Source organism: Bacillus sp. FSL W8-0770 (genome assembly GCF_038008705.1).
Taxonomy (GTDB): Bacteria; Bacillota; Bacilli; order Bacillales; family Bacillaceae_G; genus Bacillus_A; species Bacillus_A cereus.
In genome coordinates this window covers 733,272-759,290 of the sequence record NZ_JBBOZR010000001.1, presented here as the reverse complement: position 1 = coordinate 759,290, position 26,019 = coordinate 733,272, and the positions used below count along the sequence as shown (strand labels likewise).

The following is a 26,019-nucleotide window of genomic DNA, read 5'->3' as shown; positions in this document are numbered from 1 at the left end:
CAGTTTTCTACATTATCCATCTAGGAGGAGTTTACATGTACAAAAAAATCGCTGTTTGTATGACTATGGCAGCATTATTATGCGGGATATCCACCTTCCCTACATCCGCTGCCACACCAAAAGAAGTAACAATGCATCACCATAAACCAATTCCAGAAGAAGAAGTGCAATCGCTAGAAAAACTCGGCTATAACAAACATGAAATTTGGAAAGCTGCTCATATTGCAAGAATTAGTAATAAAGAAATAAAAGATGTTTTAGCTTACTATAAGCAAAATAAATCTTGGGAGAAAACAGCCGAGCATTTCGGTGTAGATCCAAGTAAGCTGAAAAAGCATCATATGAATAAAGAAACAAAGCAAGCACTGCTACAACAGTTAGCAACTATGCAAAAATCCACACCGGATCAGCTAAAGCAAAAAATGAAAGAATATAACATCAAATTGCGTCATCTTACTGTGTTAACAATCATCTCTCAAAAAAGCAATACCCCTCTTGATGATGTATTAAAGATGAAAAAAGATGGAATGGACATTAAACAAATTGCCGAAAAATTAAATGTAAAAAGAGAAGATATACGAGCGGAAATGATGAAATTAGTGAAGTCTATTAAAGAACAAAAAACAAATTAAAATGCTAAAAAGGAAGAGGCTTTCACTACTCTTCCTTTTCTTTATGAACTTTCAATTTTTAAGTATAAATTCCCGTCTTTCCCAAAAACTAACACAAGTAAATGATGTAAGTTAGGGGTGAGAAAATGTTCGGTTTATCATCTAAGAAATCAAAAAAGACTAATACAAAAACACTTTGTTCTATCCCAGAATTTATACAAACCATGAAAGAATCAAGCGATTTTGTCTCTTATAACATACTTAAAGATGAAACGTTGTGCTTGTTTTATTATAAATCTGTCGTGGAAGCACTTATTATTAAACAATTCATTTTAACTCCTATAAAAAAGGAATCGGAACAAATCCAAAACATCTCTGATTTATGTAATATTATCTCTATTGAAGACATTATTACCTCCCCTTCTATTGATGATATTCGTGAAAAATTATTAGGTGGATATATTTTAATACGCTTAAAAAACAATTCGAATCCTGATCAATATGCTTTAATTCGTGCCGAAAGTACTGTTTTAGGAAAACGATTATATAACGATACAGAAAATGAGTATAGCGTAATCGGGCCTAAAATCGGTTTCGTTGAAAACCTTGATACAAATATCCACTTATTACGCCGAAATATCGTAACGGAGCAACTCATTTTTAAAGAAGTTACCGTCGGATCTATATCAAAAACGAAAGTAGCAGTTGCTTATATAGAAGGAATTACAAATGAACAATTTGTCAACACCGCAATTCAACGGTTAGAAGACATTGACTTTGATGTGCCATTTGATGCAACTATGATTGAGCAATTTATTAGCGATAATAGCAATTCACCTTTTCCTGTTCTATTACCTACAGAACGACTAGATCGAGCTGTATTTGCATTAATTAACGGGGAAGTTTTAATTTTAACAGATGGCTCTCCATATGCTTTATCAGGACCAACAACGTTACTGGATTTTTTCATTTCACCAGAAGATTATTATTTACCGTGGATGATTGGATCGTTCTTTCGTATTATTCGTTTTTTCGGAGCTATATTTTCTCTTTTTTCCTCCGCTATTTATACAGCGGCTTTAACATATCATTATCAAATGATTCCTGCTGATTTACTAGGTCCTATTATTTTCTCGAGAGCTAACGTACCTTTCCCTCCTATTCTAGAAGCACTCTTTTTAGAAATTACAATTGAATTGCTTCGTGAAGCAGGAGCACGTTTACCAACGAAAGTCGGACAAACGATTGGGATTGTTGGGGGGATTGTAATTGGACAAGCATCTGTTGAAGCAGCTTTAACAAGTACAATTTTATTAATTGCAGTTGCTTTATCCGCCCTTGCATCTTTCACAACACCGACTGTAAAGATGTCTTCTACTATCCGGTTGTTACGCTTTCCGCTTATTCTCTTAGCGGGTGCATTCGGAGGATTAGGCCTCGCTGTCGGATTTGTATTTATTTTAGCTCATTTAATTAAATTAAAATCACTTGGATCACCTTATTTATTACCTTTATATCCATTTCGTGGTTTAGGTACAGCAGAAGGTTTTCTTCGATTACCATTTAGCCAAACGGCTCAAAGACCTTCTTTTCTTAGACCAAAATCAAAATGGCGCTACAATCCAAACAAATCGAAGCAAAAACGTGATGGTGAGAATGAATGAAGAAAATTTTATTGCACCTTATCATTATCTTCTTCGTTTTACAAACTGGCTGTACACAAACGTATATAGTGGATGCACAGCGTATTATTCATATTGCTGGATTTGACATCACAAAAAACAAAAAATTCCAAGGAACTATTCTATTCCCAGAGTACACACATGGTGTAAAGTCTAAGCCAGAGACTCAAACAACATCTGCCCGTTCACTTGAAACAATTGCTTCACGATTGAATGCGAAATCTCCTCACAATGTTGTTGTAGGTCAAATGCGTGTCGTCCTATTTGGAAAGGCTCTAGGAGAACGCGGAATGAGAGAGATTATTACTAACTTACAACGTGACCCAAATATCGGGCGTGATGTACAACTAGCCATTGTAGATGGATCGGCTGAAGAGCTTTTAAATTACGGGAAAAAAAATGGGTCTTTATATATTGCTGATTTACTCGAGCAAAATATAAGAAATGAGAACATTCCACAAACTGAATTAAACATTTTTTTATATAATTATTACTCTTCTGTATGTGATGCCTATGTTCCTTATATTAAAATGGACGATAATCATTCTGTCGCTGTCAAAGGACTTGCCTTTTTAAAAGGCGATAAAGTCGTCATGTATACGGATAAAAGACATTCTGTTTTAGCAAAATTACTTATTAATCCTACGAAAAATGGACGTTACGAAGCAGCAATAAAAAAGGATAAACATAAAGGTATGGTTGTGATACAAAACTTAGCTGGGAAAAACAAATATGATATAGATCAAACTGGCGACATACCAAAAGTAAAAATCCATTTAAAATTAAATGGATTAATTAAAAACTCTCCTAATTGGATTGATTTAAGAAAAGAAACAAATATCAACTATATAAAAAAACAAATTGAACGAAATGTCGAAAAAGACTGTGAAGATTTAATAAAACAATTTCAAGAAAAGGAAATTGATCCGTTAGGAATACGAGATGAAATTAGAAGCCATACGAGAAAATGGAATATAAGACAAATTCGAAATATGTATAAAAATGTAGCGGTAGATATAAATTTAGATCTTAATATTGTACAATCTGGAATCGGAGAATAGTGAGGTGAAATAAGCAATGAATACAATGAATAAAACAAAGACAGTATCTCCATATTTTGCATTTATTTTATTGCATTCTCTCCAGATTGGTATAGGAATTCTCGGATATCAACGTGTAATTTTGAAAAATGCAGGTTATGATGCTTGGATTTCTCTTATTATTGCAGGTATTGCAACTCATATTGTACTGTTTTGTATGTTAAAAATGCTTGAAAAAGACGGAGATTTAATTAGTATTCATACAACAACCTTTGGAAAATGGGTTGGCTCTATATTTTCTGTAATTTTCACTCTTTATTGCTTATTATTTTGCCTTACTGTTCTTCGTACATATATGGAAGTGATACAAGTTTGGATTTTCCCTACCATTAAGTTATGGAAGCTTACGCTTATGTTTTTATTAGTCACTTACTACATTATAAAAGGTGGCTTCCGTTCTGTGACAGGGATATGTTTTTGGGGTATTGTTCTTCCTATGTTCGTTGTATTCTTTTTAGTCTATCCGATGAAGTATGCACATTTTCGTAATATTTTACCTATTTTTACACATTCACCTTTTGACATGCTTATATCTGCAAAACACTCTGCATTGGAATTTCTAGGGTTTGAAACAATTCTTATCTTTTATCCCTTTATTGAAAAAGGAAAATCTTTAAAAAGATGGGCCCATGCTGGAATTGCTTTTAGCACCTTAATTTATGTAGTTTTAGCTATCGTATCTTTTATGTATTACAGCGAGGGACAATTAAACCGTACTATTTGGCCTACTTTAACGATGTTAAAAATAATTAAAGTTCCTTTTATTCAGCGCTTTGAATATATTATTATTTTCGTTTGGTTTTTAATTATTTTACCAAACCTTTGCTTAACCATTTGGTCATCATGTCAAACGATGAAGCGTTCCTTTCATATTTCATTTAAATTTACATTACCGTTTTTTATTTTCATCATATTTTCAGCTTCTCTACTTTTCACAAACCGTGAAAGTATCAACACATTAAATACCGTACTATCTCAAGCGGGTTTATATATTGTATACGCTTATATCCCAATTTTATTTCTATTCCATTCGCTAAGATGGCGCTTCAAAAATCAGTCAAAAAAATCTTCAACCGATACACCGTAATCTCTGATACAATTTGATTAATACATTTGTAAAGGGGACAAGCGAATGAAAAAGTATGTATTTTCTTTACTTGCAGTACTAAGCTTAATTCTTGCTGGATGCGGAAGTACTGGTACAAATGACCAAAAATCTTCTGAATCAAAACAAGAAGAACATGACCACGCATCGCACACTCAGCAAGCTGACATTCAAGAGAAAACAAAAGGAGTCGACACACTTCCAACCTTCTTAGATAAGCTTGATCCACAAATGAAAGATATCTACACCGTCGCTGGACAAAATGCAGAGCTATTAGATTGGATTCCATGCTATTGTGGTTGCGGTGAAAGTGTAGGACATAAAAATAATAAAAACTGCTTTATTCGTGAAATTAAAAAGAATGGTGAAGTTGTTTGGGACTCCCATGCAACGACTTGCGTCAATTGCCTAGAAATTGCAGTTGAATCTGCTTCCATGAAACAAAAAGGAAAATCAACGCTTGAAATTCGTAACTATATCGATAATAAATACAAAGAAGGCTATGGCAAACCAACACCTACGCCAATGCCAAAAGCTTAAAAAACGAGGGAATTCCTCGTTTTTTCTTTTCATTCTCATTTTTTCTTAACAAATTCTTTCAAGTGTATTTCTCCTTACTTATCACACACTATATATAACTCTCGGTAAGGAGGGTACACAGTGCAAACATATAACGACTATGATAAAGCTCTCTATTACACGTATTGCTGTAATTGGGATAAATTACTCGTTCTTATGGTTCAAACGAACGATCAATTATTTTCTAAGCGTATTGAGCATTTTTTACACGCTTATCAATACAGCAAGGAACTGCCAGAAGTTGATAAACAATTGCAGCTCCTATTTCAATATATTGACCACGCATCCCAAAAGTCGCATGTAGAAGAAGTAGAACAAATTCAAATGTAAACTATAGCGCTATTCTCTTCCGGAGAATGGCGCTTTTTTTAAATTTTTATATCAATAAAAGTTTCTCCTCATAAAACTTTTATTGATAAACATATTTTTTCTTTCTTTTCCATACCACTTCATACTATAATTTAGTATGTAACTATTATAAGAGAGGTATAAAATATGGGACGAGAAAAAAAGCAAGAATATGCTTTACTTACCGCATGGGGAGCTTCTTTTATCGCTACACTGGGAAGTCTTTATTTTTCCGAAATCATGAAATTTGAGCCTTGTGTACTTTGTTGGTATCAACGTATTTTTATGTATCCATTCGTTTTATGGCTCGGTATCGCTGTAGCAAAAAAAGATTATCGCATCGCAAGTTATTCTTTACCAATTGCAAGTATTGGTGCTTGTATTTCTTTATATCACTATGCAATTCAAAAAGTCCCAGCGTTTTCAGCTGCTGGAGCAGCTTGCGGTCGTGTACCCTGCACCGGAGAATTTATAAACTGGTTTGGTTTTATTACAATCCCGTTTTTAGCACTTATCGGCTTTATTACAATCGCTGTTTGTAGCTTTATTGTCATCAAAAACAAATAAGGAGATGAAAGAATGAAAAAAATGCTTATATTTGGTGGTATTATTATCGCCTTGTTTGCGGCAATTTTCGCTGTAACACAAATGGAAGAAAAAAACGCTTCAACTAGCCAAAAGATTGATAATCCTACTGAAAGTAAGACAAACGGTCCTGACTACTACACAAATAAAATCTCTCTTTCAGATCTTCAAAAGAACTTAAAAGAGAAAAAAGAAGAAACAGTATACTTTTATCAAACATCTTGCGTTCATTGCCAAAAATTATCTCCTGTCCTAGTGCCAATGGCTAAAGACTTAAACGTTGATATGAAAGTTATGGATATTGAAAAATTAGATGCTCCTTGGGATGAATATAAAATTCAAGGAACACCAACAATCATTCATTTTAAAGATGGCAAAGAAGTGAGCCGTATTAGCGGTGAACAGCCGAAAGATAAATTAAAAGAATGGCTTGAGCAAACGAAAAAGTAACGAGAAAAGGAAACTCCTTCTACACATGAAATGGGTGTAAAATCCCACACTAATGTATAAGGAGGGGGTTTTATGCCAGAAGTAAGATGTTCTGTTTCCAACTGTTCTTTTTGGGGACAAGGTAACTTTTGTCAAGCAAGTGCGATCATCGTTCAGCCTGATGCAGATGAAACTGGTCAAACTGAAAATGATTCATATACAGCTGCTGTTTTAACAAACGAGACGCTAGAAAGTTCTGTAGCAACGAGTGTAGAAACTTGTTGTCATACATTTAAGCCTAAATATTAACAATTATTCCACCTCATATACGTGAGGTGGTTTTTTCTTTCCCTCTTCTTGTTTACGTCATCTCTAATTCTCCCTATAATAAAGTTAACATTTTTATGAATACGAAGGTGAAATACTATGGCTAAAACAATTGCAGATATCGCCAAATTGGCTGGAGTTGCAAAAAGCACAGTCTCTCGTTACTTAAACGGCGGATATGTAAGTGATAAAACAAAACTTAAAATCGAAGGTATTATTCAGGAAACAAATTTCTCTCCCAATACATTTGCTCAAAGTTTAAAAGCAAAAACAACAAATTTAATTGGTGTCATCATCCCCCGATTAGACTCCTTCGCTACAATGAAAACACTTATCGGGATCGATAAAACATTACAGGAAAATAACTATCAAATGCTTGTAGCAAATGCAAATCAAACAACCGAAACTGAAATACAAGCAATTGAAAACTTTATAAAACAAAAGGTAGCTGGCATTATTTTATTAACAAAAACATTAACGAATGAACATCAAAAAATTATGGCTAATTCAAACATCCCTATTTTATTCGTCGGGCAAGAATATAAAAATCAATATTGCCTCGTTCACGATGATTATGATGCAGCGTATGAGTTAGGGGCATACGTTTTATCACAAGGCCATCGACATATTGCCTATTTAGGGATAGGAAAAGATGATATTTCTGTTGGAATAAATCGAAAAAATGGTTTTCAAAAAGCAATTGAAAATTTAGAACCAACTTGCAACGTTTCATATTACGAAACAACTTTCCGCATAGAAGATGCCATGAAACAAGTACAACATATTTTAGATAATAATCGCCCAACTCTTATCGTATGTGCTACAGATAACATCGCTCTTGGCGCAATGAAAGTCATTCACTCCCACTCCCTTTCTGTACCAGGTGATATTTCTGTAACAGGATTCGGTGGATATGATATTTCAGAAATGGTACACCCTAGTTTAACGACAATTGCGTTTGACTATGAGTATGCTGGAAAGCTTGCTGCCACTTCTCTTTCACAGCTTGTTGAAAACAAAACTATACCAAAAATATTACACTCTCGTTATACATTAAAAATCCAAGAAAGCGTTGACAAAATATAAAGGCGCTCTATAATAAAATTAAAACCGGTTCCACATTTTAAAAACAGGATTTTCAACATCATTTCCCTGTTTTTTATTTTAGTTCCTTAAGGAACCGGTTCCATATAAGAAAATTTATAGTAAGGGGGAATTTTTATGGATATGAAACAAATTGCAACTCAAGTAATACAGAACATTGGTGGAAAGGAAAACATTGTCCGTGCCACACATTGCGCGACTCGCCTTCGTCTTATATTAAAGGATGATACGAAAATAAACGCTGCAGAAATCGAAAACATCGATGGAGTAAAAGGTGCTTTCGCAACGACCGAGCAATATCAAATTATTTTTGGAACTGGCATAGTAAACAAAGTATATGATGAATTCTCAAAACTAATTGGAATAGCCGAACTAGATTCTACAACATCAAACGATATACCTAAGAAAAAAATGAATCCTATCGCCCGCCTAGCAAAGACACTATCTAATATTTTTGTTCCAATTATTCCAGCTATCGTCGCAAGCGGTTTACTTATGGGTCTACTCGGAATGTTGAAAGCGTTTAAATTAGTTCCTGGAGATCACTCACTTATCCAATTACTTGATATGTTCTCAAGTGCAGCTTTCATTATTTTACCTATTTTAATTGGAGTTAGTGCCGCTAAAGAATTTGGTGGAAACATTTTCTTAGGTGCAGTTGTTGGTGGTATATTAACTCACCCAAGCTTAACAAATCCTTGGACTCTTTCAAATGCAAAACCAACTGTTTTACATTTCTTTGGTATGGATATTGATATGATTGGCTATCAAGGTACTGTTTTACCTATTTTATTATGCGTATATGTTATGAGTACAATTGAAAAAGAACTTCGAAAACGTGTTCCGAACTCTTTAGATTTATTAGTTACACCATTCTTAACAATTATTATAACTGGCTTTTTATCACTTATTATTATCGGACCAATTGGATATAAAATCGGTGACGGCATTACGTACCTTTTAAATACAATCTATCAATTTGCAGGACCAGTAGCTGGACTTATATTCGGCGGATTGTATTCAACAATCGTTCTTACTGGCTTACACCATAGCTTCCACGCTATTGAAGCAGGCTTACTCGCAAATAAAGATATCGGTGTCAATTTCTTACTCCCTATTTGGTCAATGGCGAACGTTGCACAGGGCGGTGCTACTTTAGCTGTCTATTTCAAAACAAAAAACAAAAAAACGAAAGAAATTGCAATTCCGGCCGCAGCTTCAGCATTTTTAGGAATTACAGAACCAGCTATTTTTGGTGTCAATTTAAAACTTGGTAAACCATTTATTGCAGCAGCTATTGGCGGCGCAATTGGCGGCGCTTACGTTGTTTGGATGCAAGTGGCGGCTAATGCATACGGTTTAACAGGTATTCCGATGCTTACAATTGTTGCACCTCTTGGCATGATGAACATGATTCACTATATAATTGGTTTCGCTATTGCAGTTATCACTGCTTTTGTTGCCACATTCATTTTATATAAAGAAAGTAAATAATAACGGGGTGAAAACCTATGTCAAAATATAAAACAATACTGCAATCTAATAAAGACGAATTACATTCTTTATATGAAATTGCAAACCAAGATTCATGGAAACCAATTTATCATATCCACCCACCATTTGGATTAATGAATGATCCTAACGGTGTATCCTACTACAATGATGAATATCACGTTTTTTATCAGTGGTATCCATTTGGTCCCATTCATGGAATGAAGCATTGGGGGCATGTGAAGTCAAAAGACCTTATTAACTGGGAGCGTATGCCTGTAGCCATCATCCCTACTGAAAGCTATGAATCACACGGTGCATATTCTGGTAGTGCTATCGTAAAAGATGGCCTTCTTCATTTACTTTATACAGGGAATATAAAAAAGCCTGATGATTCCCGTGATGCAAAACAATGTATGGCAACAATGGATTCACAATATACGATGACGAAATATAGTAATAATCCTGTTATTGATATAATTCCTGACGGATATACAAAACATGTACGTGATCCAAAAGTCTGGAAACATAATGATATGTACTATATGTTACTCGGTGCCCAACGTGAAAATAAAACAGGAACTCTATTACTATACAAATCACAAGACCTATACAATTGGCATTTCCAAGGCGAAATTACAACAAATTTAAAAGAATTCGGATTTATGTGGGAATGCCCCGATTACTTCCAATTATCAGGGAAAGATGTACTTCTCTTTTCACCGCAAGGAATTGAAAAAGACGGCGAAAACTTTCACAATATATACAATGTCGTTTATGCCATAGGCCATTTCGATATTAAAAATTTATATTTCCATGTTGATTCCTATTACGAAGCTGATAAAGGATTCGATTTTTATGCCCCTCAAACTTTAGAAGACTCTACTAGTCGTCGCCTATTGTTTGCTTGGGCAGGATCAAGTGAAATCACATATCCTTCTGATGATTATATGTGGGCTCATTGCCTAACACTTCCACGTGAATTAACATTAGAAGATAACATCTTAAAACAAAAACCAGTTTCAGAATTAACAAAACTACGAACAACAAAAAAAGAAATTTCAGGAGATATAACAGCTGGATTAAATGTATTATCAACGCTTGATGATAAAGGCTCCTATGAATTAATTGTTACACTTAAAACAGAAGATGCAAAGCGTTTTGGGCTTTCTCTCTTCCACAATGAGGAGGAATGTTTCCCCATTACATTTAATCGGGAACAAGGTACTATTTCTATAGACAGGGGCAACTTCTACCATCAATTTGGCGGAGAATATGGATTTGAACGCTGTAAAAAAATCGATATTCAAGATACGATAGAACTACAAATATTTGTAGATAAAAGCATCGTGGAAATTTTCTTATACGATGGTTCAACAGTCTTTACGTCCCGAGTTTTTCCTCGAAAAGACATGAAACATCATATCGCAATCTTTTCAGATGCAAAACTAAACTTTATCATCACACAATATAAGCTGAAAAGAGGGATTGTATGAGAAATGTCTTTTGTATAGGTGAACTATTAATTGATTTTGTGTGCCGAAATACTAACGTTTCTTTAGTAAACGGTTCAGATTTCGAAAAAAAAGCTGGTGGAGCACCCGCTAACGTTGCTGCTGCGATTACAAAATTAGGTGGACACGCTACATTTATGGGGCAAGTAGGAAATGACCCATTTGGTGAGTTTCTTGAACAAACTTTACAGCGTGCGCAAGTCGATACATCCATGCTCATAAAAGATAAACAAACAACACTTGCATTCGTATCCATCGATCAAGATGGCGAACGTGATTTTACTTTTATGCGTGGTGCAGATGGTGAATATCAATTCAATAGCATTGATTTATCAAAAATACAAACGAATGATTTAATACATTTCGGTTCAGCGACAGCTTTACTATCAAGCCCATTAAAAGAAACGTATTTTCAGTTGTTACAATATGCGAAAGATAACGGCCATTTTATTTCTTTTGATCCAAATTATCGAAGTGCACTCATTACAAATACAGAACAATTCTCTCAAGATTGTCTAACCTTTATAAAACATGCACACTTCGTAAAAGTAAGTCAAGAGGAAGCTACTATGCTCTCTAAAGAGAGTGATTTACAACAAGCTGCACTCAAATTATTAAATTATGGCGCAAAAGTAGTAGCTATTACACTTGGAAAAGACGGTACACTTCTTGCGACAAATGAAGGTCAAACCATTGTCTCTTCTATTTCCATTCAACAAGTCGATACAACTGGTGCTGGTGATGCTTTCGTTGGAGCAATGTTATATCAGATTGCCCAAAGTGAACATACACTTTCGTATCATTTCAAAGACTTAACAGCGTTTATCTCCTTTGCAAATAAAGTAGGCGCTATCACATGTACAAATTACGGTGCAATTGCCTCTCTTCCATCATTAACAGATATAAAAGCATACGATTAATCGTATGCTTTTTTACATTCCCCTCCAAAAATCATGCATAATAAAAAAGTACAAAATAACGAGAACGGCCGTCCCGCATAAGGTAATGCGCCGATATATACTCTTCTCTCCTTCCCTCGCTTTCACAAACGCCCAAATAAATCCGAAGAACAATATTAAATCAACATATGGAACATAAAAAGAAAAGACGAGAAACGCATATAAATACACGATAAATAAACAGGTCGTTACTAAAAAAACTTTAAACGCAAATTCACTTTTCATAATATAACCGCCCCCTATCTGTACTGTATTATATTCAGCAAAATACAATAGTTGCAGTTAAACTCCAAGTATAAATAAGCTACCGTCTATAATACGGTAGCCATTACGGAACATTGTATTTCCGTTTATATATATTACTTAAAATCGAAGAAGGAATTTGCTCGTAACGAATTTTCTCTCCTGTTTCATCTATAATATACGAATTGTTTCCTATATAATATATTCCATCTTTTCGTTTTGAGTACACTGGATATCTTTCATTTGGCAATACCGTTTTCACTTTCGTTAACTGTCCATTTGGTTCTTGCCAATATATATCCGCGCGGTCTACTAGCGTTAGTACTCCAATTTGTTCTTCTTCTATTTTTCGACCATTCCAGCTCACAACGCGATAACCAAGCTTATTCGCTTCATATTCGGGGCTCGTATGAAAACGAGAAATGATTACTTTTGTTTGTAATTGTACTCTGTCATATAACCATTGTATATCCCTGTCATGCATGCGAATACAACCATTTGATTCCCTACTTCCAATCGTCCATTCCCGGTTCGTCCCGTGAATCGCATATTCATTCTTATCTAGTCCAAGCCACCTCGTACCGAGAGGGTTATTCGGTGCACCCCCAGGTATTTTTTTTCGATGGTATTCTTTATTTTTAAATTTAGTTATAATACAAAAGTTACCTTCAGGCGTAGGTGTACGATCTCTTCCAGTCGTTACTGGAAATGTTTTTGTATAATTTCCATTCTCAAAAAAAGACAACTGATTTGTCGTAAGATTCACTAATATTAAATGATCTGTATTAGCAAAAGCACTAACCGGTAGGATGAAAAATAATAGTATGACGAAACATAACTTTTTCAGCTATATCCCCCCTAGCGCTCACTATAATAAGTGGAATTAACATTACTTTGCTCTTATAAATGAAAACTATCCATTTACAATAACGCCCCCATTTACATGTATCATTTGTCCAGTAACATAAGAAGAATCACCAGACGCTAAATATACGTATGCCGGCGCTAACTCATATGGTTGACCAGGCCTTTGCATTGGGACATTGCTCCCAAACTGAGAGACTTTCTTCTCATCAAAGCTCGATGGAATAAGCGGTGTCCAAATCGGTCCTGGTGCAACACCATTTACCCGAATCCCTTTTTGCACTAACGATTGAGAAAGTGATCTTGTAAAAGCTACGATTGCTCCTTTCGTTGCGGAATAATCAATTAACGTTTCATTTCCTTCATATGCAACGATAGATGCCGTATTTATAATGACATCCCCTTTCTTCAAATGAGAAAGGGCTGCTTTCGTAACGTGAAAATAAGAAAAAATATTAATACGAAATGTTTTTTCTAGCTGTTCTGCTGTAATATACTCTAGCCCTTGCTGCGGATATTGCTGTGCAACGTTATTCACTAAAATATTTAAACTACCTAACTGCCGAGCGGTCTCTTCCACAATATCTTTACAATGCTGTTCATTACTCAAATCCCCCGGCAACAATACACACTTTACACCTTCTTTTTCAACACGTTGTTTCGTCTCTTTTGCATCTTCTTCCTCATCTAAATAAGCAATCGCAACATTTGCTCCTTCTTTTGCAAAAGCGATGGAAACTGCTCGTCCAATTCCGCTATCTCCTCCCGTAATTAACACATTCTTCCCTTTTAACTTTTCACTTCCTTGATAATTTGGATCTTCAAACTGCGGAAGGGGGCTCATTAATGATTCAATACCAGGCTGCTTATTTTGATGTTGCGCAGGCATTGTTATAAAGTTTTTTTGCTGTGGCATAGCTGCTTTCAACTCCTTTTCCTTAGCATGTGCACAATAAAAAGCTGAAATTCACACATCGGTTTACGATTAATATTCGAATTTAAGACACAAAATATGAATTGTTATAAACTTTTTATGCAAAACTATTGCAAAATAGATAAAAAACGAATATTATATATAACTGTTGTGAAAATTATTCGTAAACAGAAAGGATGTTTATATGTTTAACCTTTCAAAACATAAAACTTCTATTAAAACTGAAATTATGGCAGGTATTATTACCTTCTTAACAATGGCATATATCATTGTCGTAAACCCTGTTATCCTTGGAGATGCAGGTGTTCCATTTGAACAAGCATTTACAGCAACAATTATTGCTGCTGTTGTCGGAACATTATTTATGGCAATCTTTACAAACTTACCAATCGCAATCGCGCCAGGTATGGGATTAAATGCTTACTTCTCTTACTCTGTTGTAAAAGCGCATGAAGGCATGACTTTCGCAATTGCATTCTCTGCTGTATTCGTAGCAGGTATGATTTTAATTTTGCTATCATTTACATCTTTCCGTACAAAATTAATGGAAGCAATTCCTGAAAACTTAAAACATGCAATTACTGCTGGTATCGGGCTATTTATCGCCTTTATCGGTTTACGTTTAACAGGTATCGTTACAAAAAATGATGCAAACTTAGTTGGACTTGGTGATCTTCACTCTGCTCCAGTTCTACTAGCATTAGCTGGACTTGGAATTACTATTATCCTTATGTCTTTAAATGTAAATGGCGCACTATTTATCGGTATGCTATTAACTGGTATTATCGCTTTCTTCACAGGACAATTAACATTCTCAAACGGTGTTACATCAATGCCTGGATTACCAGAAGGAATTATCGTTTCAAATCCAATTACTGCTGTATCTGACGTAATTAACTACGGATTATACGGCGTTGTATTTTCATTCTTCCTTGTTACATTATTTGATACAACAGGTACATTACTTGGGGTAGCTCAACAAGGTGGATTTATGAAAGACGGAAAACTCCCAAAAGCTGGACGAGCTCTTCTATCTGACTCATTCTCAGCAACTATTGGTTCTATGTTCGGAACGACACCATCAACAGCTTACATTGAATCATCTGCTGGTGTTGCAGCTGGTGGTCGTACTGGTTTAACAACTGTTACAGTAGCTGTTCTATTCGCACTAGCAGCATTCTTCGGACCATTAGTAAGTGCTGTCTCTGGTGTATCAGCTATTACTGCTCCATCATTAATTATCGTTGGTAGTCTTATGATGGGTTCAGTTCGCCACATCGATTGGGACGCATTTGATGAAGCATTCCCAGCATTTTTAGTAATCTTAAGCATGCCTCTTACATCAAGTATCGCAACAGGTATCGCACTTGGATTTATTTCATATCCACTTATGAAAGTGGCAAAAGGTAAATTCCGTGCTGTTCACCCACTTGTATATGTATTTGGAATTTTGTTTGCTTATCAATTGATATTCTTACCACATTAAAAAAGTAGAGCATCGAAATCCGATGCTCTACTTTTCTTTTACAACAATCATTCAAACTATAAAGGCACCTCCAAAATATGAAGAAGGTTATAACCTTTTAATACTTCTCTTCTACCTTTAATTCTTTACTATACTTTTGAATGAAAACTGATGAAATAACCATTACTATGCCCACACTAAAACCAATAAGTTGATCTATTAACATTTCATCATGAATAAACCAGCGAAGTAAAAATACGCTACCAAAAATAAACATCATAATAAACCCAATATGCCTAAGTCCTTTATAGACATTTTCCATATGTATCACCTCTTCACATAACATTATCCATATTATACCATACAACCATCAAGTAACCGTATCGTCCTCTGACAATATGCAGCTACCTTTTGATCATGTGTAACAACTAGCACTGTTTTTCCTTCTTTATTAATCTCTTGTAAAATACTCATAATTTTCTCCCCATTTTCTTGATCAAGAGCACCAGTCGGTTCATCAGCAAGTATAATTTTTGTATCTTGTGCTAAAGCCCTTGCTATTGCTGTTCTTTGCTGTTCTCCTCCTGATAACTCGTAAGGATATTTGTTAATATGCCTCTCAAGCCCTACCATTTTCAGCATTTTTTTTGATATTTGCATACGTTTCTTATGAGAAATTCTTCTATATATAAGCGGAAGCATTACATTGTCAACAACTGTATAATCATCTAATAGCGAAAAGTTCTGAAACACAAATCCAACTTCCGTGTTTCTATACTTATGATAATTTGACTTGAATGTACTCGTATCCATTCCATCTAAAAAATACTTTCCAGTAGAGGGGCTATCAATTAAACCAATAATGTTAAGCAAGGTTGATTTCCCAGAACCAGATGGTCCCATAATGGCTATCATTTCGCCTTTTTCTATTGTAAGATTAATATCTTGTAAAGCACTAAAATTACTCTTTCCATATCCCTTAGCCACATTTGCGAGCTGAATCATTTATAACACCTCTTTCATATATGTATTTTTTATTTTTAGTACATTGAAATAAATGATTGCATATATAACGAGGATCATTACAAGTGATAAAGCACCTATAACAACCAATGATTCTATAGAGACTTTTAACGTTCCAAAGAAAGATACTATACTATTTTCTAGCCCTTTCTGAATTTCAATTACTCCGCTATTCTCCCATTGAAAATACATTATGCCTATACATATCGCTAAAACGAATAGCAACATATACTCAATAATAAATGGAAGACATATTTGAAAAGTGCTTGCACCTAACGCTGATTTAATAGAAATACTTTTACGCTCCATATAAAGTGCTGCCATTGATGTTAATACAATAGATAGAAATGAAAAAAATAAGACTGTACCGCTTAATAATAAGGGGTATGACATATTATCAATACCTTGTTTTTCGTTTTCTAACAATTTATTCGGATTTGTAACATAATACGAATAACCCTTACCTTCTGTTACCTTTAATACTTTCTTTTGAAGTTCATTTATATTTATCTTCTCATTTGTTTCTATAATTAACCCATTGTATAAAAGTTCTACACTATAGAACTCTATTTCTTCTGTTCCAATTGGTAAAATCGCCATGTCATCTAATAATGTAATACGATTATCCGATATTTCACCACTTCGAGGATATGTAAATGGTGAATTTTTTTCTAAAAAGCCAATTACTTTTAGCTTCATTTTTCCAGATGGTATAACATCACCAATAGATACCTTTTCTATATAATTAGCCCCTAATATAACAGGTCTAATATCAAATACTGATTTATGAAATTCCGATTCCTCAAAATATCTTCCTTGTGAAATTCGTATACGAAAGTACTTATTAATATCTTTATCAACAATAAGAGTCTTTATCGTTCCATTTTCTTTTTTTAAACTAAGTGAATAGTTACGGAACAGATAATTAGTTTTATTTGTTATTGGTATCATATTAGATAACCCTTGCATGAAATATTGATAATCATTTTTCGCTTTTTCTTCGCTAAACAAGGTTATATCTTGCGTCGCATAAAGTTCATAGAAATTTTTATGAGTCGATAAATTATTTGCTACCGTCATCATTTTTCGATATCCCGAAAGATTACTAACAAATTCTATTGCTGAAGAAAATGCAATAATTAAAGAAATTACTATAATCAAACTTGGTAACAACCGTTTTTTCACAGACCGTATAGAATCAAATATAAAAAACATGAAGACCTCCTACGTTCTTAAATGTTTTCCGGGATATATATTTATAATGTGCTTGATTGGAATTACAGTAACAAAAATTGTAAGAAAAATTATAAAAACAACATTGTATATCAATACATATAGTGTTAACGGTTTTACTAAGTATGTCTGAAAATAAGTATGAATTGTTCCCGAAAATATTTCTAACGTAATAAAAACTAAGAACATCGCTGCTAGAGAAATAAACAAAATTTGAATATATAGTTCGCAGTAAATAGATATATTAGAGGCACCTACTGCTTTTTTTAATGAAATCTCTCTTTCTTTTTTATAAATCCAAAATAAAACCGCAGAAATGCCAGAAACAATTGCAACAAGAATAAATTTATAATAATACTTATTTGCTGGATCTATATGTGTCACATGTAGTTCTTGAAGATCTCGTTCATTCAGTATTTGAACATCTCCCGAAAGCACTTCTTTACTCCTACCCATAAACTTTTTTATTTCGTTATGAATAGATGATGTAGGATTAACAACTGTTAATTGTAATTGTTTACTCGCGATAATACCTTTTTTAGATATAGTAGGTAAGTTTTGAAGTGGAACGTATATGCCTGCTACACCGACGTCACTGTCTTTTCTTGATATAGTTCCTATTTTTTTATATGTATCATCAAATTCATATAACTCCTCTACATTCGTTTGATCGCCAACAACCATATCGTTTACATTTTCACGATGAAAATATTGTCCTTCAGAAATATATGGCTTCCAATAATAATCATCTTTTAAATTCACAGCTATGATCTTTGTTGCCCCTGAACTATTTAATGCTTTTAAATGCTCTACATAAATATCACTTTTAACGAAAGTATCTTGTATGAAAGGAATTATCTCTTCCAATTCAGTTGCATTCGCTATCGGAACAGTTAAAACTTGGTTCTTCTCTGGAAAACCGATTTGAAAAGCAGATATAAAGTTTCGTTTAGACTCTGTTAAAAGTGCGGCTATTGATATAGAAAGAAAAGAAATAAAAAATGACATAAGGAGAATTAAGAAAAACAGTTTATTGCTTTTTATATTTTTAAAAGCTAGGTACATGTCTGTGCTCCTTTTAAATAAGAAGGAGATGATGAACATCCCCTTCTCCTTATCTAAATATTTATAAAGACAACTGTTTAATGCTTTTTACCACTGTAATCGTAAGTTACCATTACTATCAAAAGTACCTTTGTGTGTATCTTCTTGATAGTCATTATTCTCATTTGCATAATGCTCCGAGTATAGTCCTTTTGCACCAAAGGCGTTATATGCACCATTACTCACAGTTGCGTTTAATGCTCTTCCAGATTCATGGGATCCTAATTTGTATGAAGCGCTTTCAATATATGAATTATTTCCATTTGATTTAATAAAAGAAATTGCTACTGAACAACGAGATGCATTTTGATTCGTAGTAGTTTGAGCTCTGTAAGATAGTAGGTTACCGCTTAGAGTTGGATAGAATGCACTTGTTGAGGTTGATGTTGCTAATAATACTAAAGTCGTAATTGAAAAAACTTTTCCTTTCATTAACAATCACCTCATAAATTTAATAGTTTAGTAGCGCTACATCATCATAATATCCTTCAAATAAATTCTCCTCAACAAGAAACCCCGGTGTTTTACAAACTCTTTAAACACTTAAACATTCATACATTTTTAAAAAGTAACGTATAAGTAGCAATATAAAAAAGCTGCGGAGAAACTCTTCTCCGCAGCCTAATACTTATTTTTGCAAGAACGCCTTTAAATCTGCAAACTGTCTCTTTGCATCTTCATAGCCTTGCTCGTATAAATTTTGTAGTTTTGCTGTATCTTTTTCCATACGATCTACTTGAAGCGGCACTTCTGGGCGAATAACAAATAAATTGCCAGCTTGTTCTTCTTTTTCAATATAGTGAAGTGTTTCATTATACACTTCATAACGATTCAGCATCGTGTTAACAAGGTTCGGATATTTTTTATAAGCTTTCGCTGCAACCCATCCAAACCTTGATTTTTTCTTCGCGTAGCCATGATTTCTCGTTAAAATAACGACTGATTTTTCAAATCCATCTTCCTGTGCTTTACGAACTGGAATTGGATCAGAAATCCCGCCATCTAATAACTGCTTACCACGATAATTTACTACCGGTGCAATGAAAGGCAATGAACTAGACGCTTGTAATAAATTTAGCGCATCATCATTCGTTCCTTCTTTTTCAAAATAAACTGATTGTCCTGTTTCACAATCCGTCGTTCCTACAAGGAAACGTTCCGGGCTATTAAAGTATGTTTCAAAATCAAACGGAACATGCTTTTCTGGGATTTCATGAAAAATGAAATCCATATCAAATAACTGCCGTTTTCTCCATAAGTTTTTATACGATAAATATTTCGGATGTGATGCATAATCAATATTGACCGTTTTATTTCTATTTCTTTGTCTAGAAAGATACGACGCTGCATGACAAGCACCAGCTGATACACCGATTACATATGGAAAATATAAATCTTGTTCCATAAAGTATTCTAATATCCCGCCCGTGTACACACCACGCATACCGCCGCCTTCTAATACTAACCCCGTATTTTCAAGCATGTTACTCTCTCCTCTATATATATTGACTCTTTAATTATTCACCATGTTAAGTATCTTTTTCTATTATATATGAGTTCTTTCAGAAATTATATTTAAAAGACTTGAGAAAAAGGAGTTTTTTCTTCCAATTATATTTCCAAATGATTGGAGACATCCTTTATAAACCTTTGAATAAAGTCTTGCTCTTCTTTCGTATATCCATCTAAAAGTAACAACCACTTTTCTTCAGCTTGCTTATGCAATTTTTCATGAGCTTTATATATTTCATTCCCACTTTCCGTTAAGCGGAAGAAGATTTCTTTTTGATTATCTAACATTTGCATCTTCTCAACGAATTGCTTTTGAAACAACTTTGTACAAATTTTAGAGATTGCTCCCTTCGTCATGCCCATTTCTGTCGTAATTGCCGTTACATTCATCAAACCATTTTTTCCGATACATTCGATTACATGTAACTCAGATAAAGACATACTACTTACACCTGTCTCACGAAGAAACTTCTCGTTTTGTCGTTTTAAATGTTCTTCTTTTTTATGCAAAAGTGTACGAATGTCCGACAGTATTTCCATTTGCTTCGTTGCATGCTTCAATCCGTTCGCCTCCTAAGTTTCCGAAGAAACAATTTAACTATATACCATTTTAAAATTATTTTTTCATCTTTACAAGTGAGAAAATCATGTTAAAATAAATTTAGTTTCCTAGGAAACTAAATTACAAGGGGGTTAACAAGATGAAAAAATCTAAACTAAATTTCATTTTATATGTTATCTGTATTAGTGCCTTATTCGGTTCCTTCGCTCAAAATATTTACACACCTATCTTACCGATGATTCAAAATTCTTTTCATACTTCTCTTTATCTTGTAAATGTAACAGTTTCACTTTTTACATTCGTTCTTGCGATTATGCAGCTCATATATGGCCCTTTAATTGATACAAAAGGGAGAAAATCTGTCCTTATTCCTAGTTTAATTATTAGTACGATTGCTTCAATCGGATGTGCTTTTTCGGCAAACATTTATTTATTTCTCTTTTTTAGAGCTGTTCAAGCTATAGGAATAGCGGCTACACCTGTAGTTTCAGCAACGATTATCGGCGATTTATTTGAAGGAAAAGAACGCGGAGAAGCGATGAGCCTATACCAAATGTTACTTGCCCTCGCACCTGCAATGGCTCCTCTCATAGGTGGTTATCTTGGCAGTATAAATGGTCACTTATCTGTATTTCTCTTTTTATCTACACTTGGCATTATCTTATTAATGATAAACATTTCACTACTTCCAGAAACAAAGCCAAATGTAATTAAGCAGTCTAAAGCACAAAAGAATTACTCTCTTATCTTAAAAAATAAAACTGGATTTTCTATTACTCTTATTGGCTTCATTCAATTTTGTATTTACTTTTGCTTTCTCGTTTTTTTACCGAGTATTTTAACAAATTCATTTCATTTAACTGTAAATAAAATTGGTCTTATGTTTGTACCAATGTCTCTTTCTATCATGCTAGGAAGTTTTTGCTACAAGTTTTTGCAAAAACGCCTCACAACAAAGCAAGCTTTATTTATTACGAGTTTCTTCAATATTATATGTGTCGTTTTATTCTCTTTCACATATAGCATCAATATCCCCTTCATCATTATCGTTACATCTTTGTACGGTTTTAGTATGGGACTTTCTATGCCAACTCACACTACTTTATTAACAGAAGAATTCATACAAGAGCGTGCAACAGCTATCGGTATATACAACTTCATCCGCTATCTTGGTATGGGTACAGGGCCACTTATAGGTGGATTTCTTTTATTTAACCAAAATTACTTTTGGATTTTCTTCCTAGGCGCAATTATGTTTTTACTTGTAATCTTATATGCAATGAAAATGCTAAGTTTTCATGCTGTACAAAAATTAAAATAGAGCCCCCAAAATGTCGGCTCTATTTTACCCTCTTTGATCCGCAACAATATGAATATCAATATACTTTGTTTGTCTCATAATTTCATTTACAATAGAGCCTTTTCGTATTTCTTCCCACCTTGTTCTTGCAGATTGTCCAAGTAAAATTTGCGTCACTTGTAATCTTCTTGCGACTTCAATAATAACATCCGCTGGTTTTCTCCCTTTCGCCTCTTCTAATACAAAACTCGCATCAAATTGATTGGTTAACGATTTCCACTCTTCAATCGTCTGCTTTTTTCCAGCTGAAATAGAATCTATATTTTCCCTCTCAACGTTTAATACGTACAATTCAGCATTTAACCGATCAGCCATGCGCCATCCCCGTCTTATTAATTTCTCCGCTGTTGAACTGTATTGTACACAAACGAGAATTTTTTCTTTTACGCCAATTGGTTCTATTACTGTTTGGCTAATTTTCTCGTCCATATCATCAGCAACTTCTCGAAGTGATAATTCCCTAAGTGCTCCTAAATTATTAAGTGTAAAGAAGTTTTGTAAGCTTTGCTGAATTTTTTCTTCTTTATATATCTTTCCGTCTATTAGTCTCTTCCTTAATACCTCAGGCGTTGCATCAACGAGCTGAATTTCATTTGCTTTTTGTAAAATAAAATCTGGAATTCGTTCTCTTACTTTTACATTCGTAATTTGAGCTACAATATCATGAACACTTTCTAAATGTTGAATATTAAAAGCTGATAATACCGATATACCAGCCTCTAACAATTCCTGCACATCCATATAACGTTTCTTATATTTAGAACCAGGAACATTACTATGAGCAAGTTCATCCACTACGACTACTTGCGGCGCGCGTTTTTTTATTCCTTCCACATCAAGCTCATAAAATACCTTTCCTTTATACTGTATTTCTTTTAAAGGAACTTTTTCTAAATCAGCAATTGCTTCTTCCGTCTCTTTTCTTCCATGCGTTTCAATTAAACCAATTACAATATCAATTCCATCTTTTTTCATTTCTCTTGCATCAAAGAGCATTTTATAACTTTTTCCTACGCCTGGAGCTGCTCCGACATATAGCTTTAACTTTCCGCGATTTTGCTGACGAATATATTCTAAATATTCCTCTGGCGTTCGCCTTTGAAACTTCGGTTCATAATCATCTGCATACAAAATAAACACTACCTTTCATTCGAAACAACGTTACCTCAATCCATTAGATTGAGGTAGCACTGTTACTATTTCATTAATTTCTGTAATGCCAAATTTAGCTTTAAGACGTTTACGCGGGTCTCTCCAAATAAACCAAGCGCAGCACCTTCTGTTTGATCTTTAATCAATTGATTAAGTTTTTCTTTCGGAATATTCGTTAATTTTGAGATGCGATTCACCTGCACCGAGGCCGCCTTTGGACTAATATCAGGATCAAGCCCTGAACCTGAATTTGTCACTAAATCTATCGGTACTTCTGTAACTGGAACAGCTGGATTTTTTTCCTTCCAGTCCGCAATACTTTTCTCTACTCGCTTTGCTAAATCTGGATTAGATGGTGCATAGTTATTTGAACCAGATGCTTCAGCCTTATATTCAATACTAGAAACACGCCCTTGAAAATAACGTGGATCCGTGAAGTTTTGACCAATTAATTTAGAACCAATCACTTCATTTTTATCATTATATATTAGACTTCCATCCGCATTATCCTTCATCACTGCTTGTGCAATACCAGTAACAATAAGTGGGTATACAAGTCCACACAATACTAGAAATGTAAAAGTAATACGGATAATTGGTGATAGTATACTTTGTTTCTTCTCCATCTTTTTCCCCTCTTCCTTATATAAACAAGCCGACAATCATATCAATTACCTTAATTCCAATGAACGGAACGATAACTCCACCAAGCCCATAAATAAGTAAGTTTCGGCTAAGCAATGCATTAGAACTCATCGGTTTATATGCAATACCTTTCATCGCTAACGGAATGAGTAATGGAATAATAACAGCGTTAAATATTAATGCTGATAAAATCGCTGACAGTGGTGATGTTAATTTCATAATGTTCAATGCTTCCATTTGCGGAATCGCAAGTGTAAACATTGCTGGAATGATTGCAAAATATTTCGCTATATCATTCGCAATACTAAACGTCGTTAAAGCACCTCGCGTCATTAATAATTGCTTACCGATTCCTACAACCTCAATAATTTTCGTTGGATTCGAGTCTAGATCAATCATGTTGGCCGCTTCTTTCGCTGCTGTCGTACCACTGTTCATCGCTAATCCAACGTCGGCCTGCGCTAATGCCGGAGCATCATTTGTACCATCACCTGTCATCGCTACAAGTTTCCCTTTATCTTGCTCTGCTTTAATAACAGCAATTTTATCTTCCGGTTTACACTCAGCAACGAATTCATCTACTCCAGCTTCTTTTGCAATCGTTGCTGCCGTTAACGGATTATCACCTGTACACATAACCGTTTTAATCCCCATTTGGCGTAACTGTTCAAAACGCTCACGCATACCCGGTTTTACTGTATCCTTTAAATAAATTAAACCGTAAATACGATTATCTACTGCAACTACAAGTGGTGTTCCGCCCTCTTTTGAAATTAAGTCTGCTTTTTGATTTACATCTTTCGGAATTATTCCGCCTTGTGACTCAACCCATTCAATAACGGCACCTACAGCACCTTTTCTCACTTTCGTTCCGTCTTGTAAATCAACACCACTCATTCTCGTTTCTGCTTTAAACGGAACAAACTCACCTTGTTCTGCAAGTTCTCTATTATATGATATAGATTTTCCCTGCACATACTCGATAACAGATCGACCTTCTGGTGTTTCATCTAAAACAGAACTAATAGCGGCCCACTTTCCAACTTGCTCAATCGTTTCATTTCCTACAGGTAATAATGTATGAGCCATTCGATTCCCAAAAGTAATCGTACCTGTTTTATCTAAAATAATTGTATTAATATCGCCCGCAGCTTCTACTGCTTTCCCTGACATCGCTAACACGTTAAATTTTGTCACCCGGTCCATCCCAGCAATACCAATCGCTGATAGCAAACCACTAATTGTCGTTGGAATTAAACAAACTAATAATGCAACTAGCACAGCAGTATCAATTTGAAACCCTAAATAATTTGTAAAAATCGGCAACGTCACAACGACGATTAAGAAAATAAGAGTTAAGCTCGTTAATACTGTATTTAAAGCAATCTCATTCGGCGTTTTTTGACGAGCAGCTCCTTCTACTAAAGAAATCATTTTGTCGATAAATGATTCACCAGGATTACTCGTAATGACAATTGTAATTTCATCACTTACGACCATCGTTCCACCTGTTACGGAACAAAAATCACCGCCTGCTTCTTTTATAACAGGAGCTGATTCCCCTGTAATTGCAGATTCATCTACAGATGCTAATCCTTTGATTACTTCGCCATCATTCGGAATCATTTCTCCTTGTTTTACGATAACAACGTCACCTTTTGTAAGATCAGTTGCTGAAACTTGGACAATGTCTCCATTTTCTTTTACAATATTTGCAAACACATCTTTCTTCGACTGCTTTAAAGAATCGGCTTGCGCTTTACCACGACCTTCTGCTAATGCTTCTGCAAAATTCGCAAATAAAACTGTAAATAATAGAATGAGAGAAACTGTTATATTAAACCAACCTGGTATACTACTAGAACTACTTGGAAGAAAAGATAAAATGAACGTAATGATAAATCCAATTTCCACAACGAACATAATCGGATTCTTTATCATGACTTTCGGATTCAATTTCGCAACGGATTGCTTCATCGCATGTGTTACGATATCACGATCCATCGTTTTCGCTTGTCTAACTTCATCTTCTACAGCATGTATTTGTGACTCATTTAATTGTTTTTCTTTTACTACTACCGGTCTCAT

28 protein-coding genes are annotated in these 26,019 nt (G+C 34.5%); 15 read left to right on the top strand and 13 right to left on the bottom strand.

The window, feature by feature from the left end; all coding sequences use genetic code 11:
- The first annotated feature begins 35 nt into the window (after positions 1-35).
- From NST27_RS03940 to NST27_RS03880, 13 genes are all read left to right on the top strand, one after another.
- The gene (locus NST27_RS03940; RefSeq protein ID WP_000276968.1) at positions 36-632 is read left to right on the top strand and encodes a hypothetical protein; all 597 of its coding nucleotides are present in this window, start codon (positions 36-38) and stop codon (positions 630-632) included.
- A 125-nt stretch (positions 633-757) separates the two neighbouring features.
- The gene (locus tag NST27_RS03935) at positions 758-2,275 is read left to right on the top strand and encodes a spore germination protein (protein WP_000467488.1); all 1,518 of its coding nucleotides are present in this window, start codon (positions 758-760) and stop codon (positions 2,273-2,275) included.
- Entirely contained in the window at positions 2,272-3,354 is a 1,083-nt protein-coding gene (locus NST27_RS03930; RefSeq protein ID WP_000722249.1) for a Ger(x)C family spore germination protein, read from the top strand. The genes NST27_RS03935 and NST27_RS03930 overlap by 4 nt, the downstream gene beginning before the upstream one ends.
- A 16-nt stretch (positions 3,355-3,370) precedes the next feature.
- Positions 3,371-4,480 carry a GerAB/ArcD/ProY family transporter gene (locus NST27_RS03925; protein WP_001095041.1) on the top strand — a complete coding sequence of 370 codons (1,110 nt, stop codon included), beginning with the start codon at positions 3,371-3,373 and terminating at the stop codon, positions 4,478-4,480.
- A gap of 45 nt (positions 4,481-4,525) precedes the next feature.
- The gene (locus tag NST27_RS03920) at positions 4,526-5,038 is read left to right on the top strand and encodes a PCYCGC domain-containing protein (RefSeq protein ID WP_000761029.1); all 513 of its coding nucleotides are present in this window, start codon (positions 4,526-4,528) and stop codon (positions 5,036-5,038) included.
- A 120-nt stretch (positions 5,039-5,158) separates the two neighbouring features.
- Positions 5,159-5,407, top strand: a complete 249-nt coding sequence (locus tag NST27_RS03915; protein WP_001195459.1) for a YhdB family protein — start codon at positions 5,159-5,161, stop codon at positions 5,405-5,407.
- Positions 5,408-5,572: 165 nt separating this feature from the next.
- Positions 5,573-5,992: a disulfide formation protein C gene (locus NST27_RS03910; RefSeq protein WP_000532264.1), complete on the top strand. Its 420-nt coding sequence runs from the start codon at positions 5,573-5,575 to the stop codon at positions 5,990-5,992.
- Positions 5,993-6,004: 12 nt separating this feature from the next.
- Positions 6,005-6,460 (top strand): thioredoxin family protein, encoded by a 456-nt coding sequence (locus NST27_RS03905; protein WP_000738440.1) that lies wholly within the window; start codon positions 6,005-6,007, stop codon positions 6,458-6,460.
- A gap of 72 nt (positions 6,461-6,532) precedes the next feature.
- Positions 6,533-6,748, top strand: coding sequence for a DUF1540 domain-containing protein (locus NST27_RS03900; protein WP_001115481.1), 216 nt, complete (start codon positions 6,533-6,535; stop codon positions 6,746-6,748).
- Between the two features lie 117 nt (positions 6,749-6,865).
- Complete coding sequence (locus tag NST27_RS03895; RefSeq protein ID WP_001140398.1) at positions 6,866-7,852, top strand: LacI family DNA-binding transcriptional regulator; 987 nt, start codon at positions 6,866-6,868, stop codon at positions 7,850-7,852.
- Positions 7,853-7,987: 135 nt separating this feature from the next.
- Positions 7,988-9,364, top strand: coding sequence for a sucrose-specific PTS transporter subunit IIBC (locus tag NST27_RS03890; RefSeq protein WP_000367319.1), 1,377 nt, complete (start codon positions 7,988-7,990; stop codon positions 9,362-9,364).
- Between the two features lie 17 nt (positions 9,365-9,381).
- Entirely contained in the window at positions 9,382-10,857 is a 1,476-nt protein-coding gene (scrB, locus tag NST27_RS03885) for a beta-fructofuranosidase (RefSeq protein ID WP_000049743.1), read from the top strand.
- Positions 10,854-11,795, top strand: a complete 942-nt coding sequence (locus tag NST27_RS03880; RefSeq protein ID WP_001246642.1) for a carbohydrate kinase family protein — start codon at positions 10,854-10,856, stop codon at positions 11,793-11,795. The genes scrB and NST27_RS03880 overlap by 4 nt, the downstream gene beginning before the upstream one ends.
- A gap of 12 nt (positions 11,796-11,807) precedes the next feature.
- On the opposite strand, the gene NST27_RS03875 is transcribed toward NST27_RS03880, so the two are convergent.
- From NST27_RS03875 to NST27_RS03865, 3 genes are all read right to left on the bottom strand, one after another.
- Positions 11,808-12,059, bottom strand: a complete 252-nt coding sequence (locus NST27_RS03875; protein WP_000834195.1) for a hypothetical protein — start codon at positions 12,057-12,059, stop codon at positions 11,808-11,810.
- Between the two features lie 103 nt (positions 12,060-12,162).
- A complete protein-coding gene (locus NST27_RS03870) occupies positions 12,163-12,924 on the bottom strand; it encodes a L,D-transpeptidase (protein WP_033682769.1) in 762 nt (253 codons plus the stop codon).
- 66 nt (positions 12,925-12,990) lie between these two features.
- Positions 12,991-13,857, bottom strand: coding sequence for an SDR family oxidoreductase (locus NST27_RS03865; protein ID WP_001136266.1), 867 nt, complete (start codon positions 13,855-13,857; stop codon positions 12,991-12,993).
- A gap of 202 nt (positions 13,858-14,059) precedes the next feature.
- Between NST27_RS03865 and NST27_RS03860 the strand changes: the two genes are divergently transcribed.
- Positions 14,060-15,361 carry an NCS2 family permease gene (locus tag NST27_RS03860; protein ID WP_000482710.1) on the top strand — a complete coding sequence of 434 codons (1,302 nt, stop codon included), beginning with the start codon at positions 14,060-14,062 and terminating at the stop codon, positions 15,359-15,361.
- Between the two features lie 97 nt (positions 15,362-15,458).
- Here NST27_RS03860 and NST27_RS03855 read toward each other — a convergent pair whose 3' ends face one another.
- The 7 genes from NST27_RS03855 to NST27_RS03825 form a co-directional block, all read right to left on the bottom strand.
- Positions 15,459-15,662, bottom strand: coding sequence for a hypothetical protein (locus NST27_RS03855; RefSeq protein WP_000432804.1), 204 nt, complete (start codon positions 15,660-15,662; stop codon positions 15,459-15,461).
- A 32-nt stretch (positions 15,663-15,694) separates the two neighbouring features.
- Positions 15,695-16,345 (bottom strand): ABC transporter ATP-binding protein, encoded by a 651-nt coding sequence (locus NST27_RS03850; RefSeq protein WP_000615294.1) that lies wholly within the window; start codon positions 16,343-16,345, stop codon positions 15,695-15,697.
- Positions 16,346-17,578, bottom strand: a complete 1,233-nt coding sequence (locus NST27_RS03845; protein WP_000465076.1) for an ABC transporter permease — start codon at positions 17,576-17,578, stop codon at positions 16,346-16,348.
- 9 nt (positions 17,579-17,587) lie between these two features.
- Entirely contained in the window at positions 17,588-18,661 is a 1,074-nt protein-coding gene (locus tag NST27_RS03840) for an ABC transporter permease (RefSeq protein WP_000280227.1), read from the bottom strand.
- 87 nt (positions 18,662-18,748) lie between these two features.
- Positions 18,749-19,132 (bottom strand): hypothetical protein, encoded by a 384-nt coding sequence (locus tag NST27_RS03835; RefSeq protein WP_000676992.1) that lies wholly within the window; start codon positions 19,130-19,132, stop codon positions 18,749-18,751.
- Between the two features lie 196 nt (positions 19,133-19,328).
- Positions 19,329-20,183 (bottom strand): patatin-like phospholipase family protein, encoded by an 855-nt coding sequence (locus NST27_RS03830; RefSeq protein ID WP_000892674.1) that lies wholly within the window; start codon positions 20,181-20,183, stop codon positions 19,329-19,331.
- 128 nt (positions 20,184-20,311) lie between these two features.
- A complete protein-coding gene (locus NST27_RS03825) occupies positions 20,312-20,773 on the bottom strand; it encodes a MarR family transcriptional regulator (RefSeq protein WP_000679679.1) in 462 nt (153 codons plus the stop codon).
- A 140-nt stretch (positions 20,774-20,913) separates the two neighbouring features.
- On the opposite strand from NST27_RS03825, the gene NST27_RS03820 reads away from it, so the two are divergent.
- The gene (locus tag NST27_RS03820) at positions 20,914-22,095 is read left to right on the top strand and encodes an MFS transporter (RefSeq protein WP_000748712.1); all 1,182 of its coding nucleotides are present in this window, start codon (positions 20,914-20,916) and stop codon (positions 22,093-22,095) included.
- 24 nt (positions 22,096-22,119) lie between these two features.
- On the opposite strand, the gene kdpDN is transcribed toward NST27_RS03820, so the two are convergent.
- Genes kdpDN through kdpB form a run of 3 tightly spaced genes read right to left on the bottom strand, consistent with a single transcriptional unit; the run spans position 22,120 to position 26,019 of the window.
- Positions 22,120-23,274 (bottom strand): KdpD-like non-kinase potassium sensor, encoded by a 1,155-nt coding sequence (gene kdpDN, locus NST27_RS03815; protein WP_001999108.1) that lies wholly within the window; start codon positions 23,272-23,274, stop codon positions 22,120-22,122.
- 56 nt (positions 23,275-23,330) lie between these two features.
- Positions 23,331-23,912, bottom strand: coding sequence for a K(+)-transporting ATPase subunit C (kdpC, locus tag NST27_RS03810; protein WP_000412596.1), 582 nt, complete (start codon positions 23,910-23,912; stop codon positions 23,331-23,333).
- Between the two features lie 16 nt (positions 23,913-23,928).
- Positions 23,929-26,019, bottom strand: a complete 2,091-nt coding sequence (gene kdpB / locus NST27_RS03805) for a potassium-transporting ATPase subunit KdpB (RefSeq protein WP_001247999.1) — start codon at positions 26,017-26,019, stop codon at positions 23,929-23,931.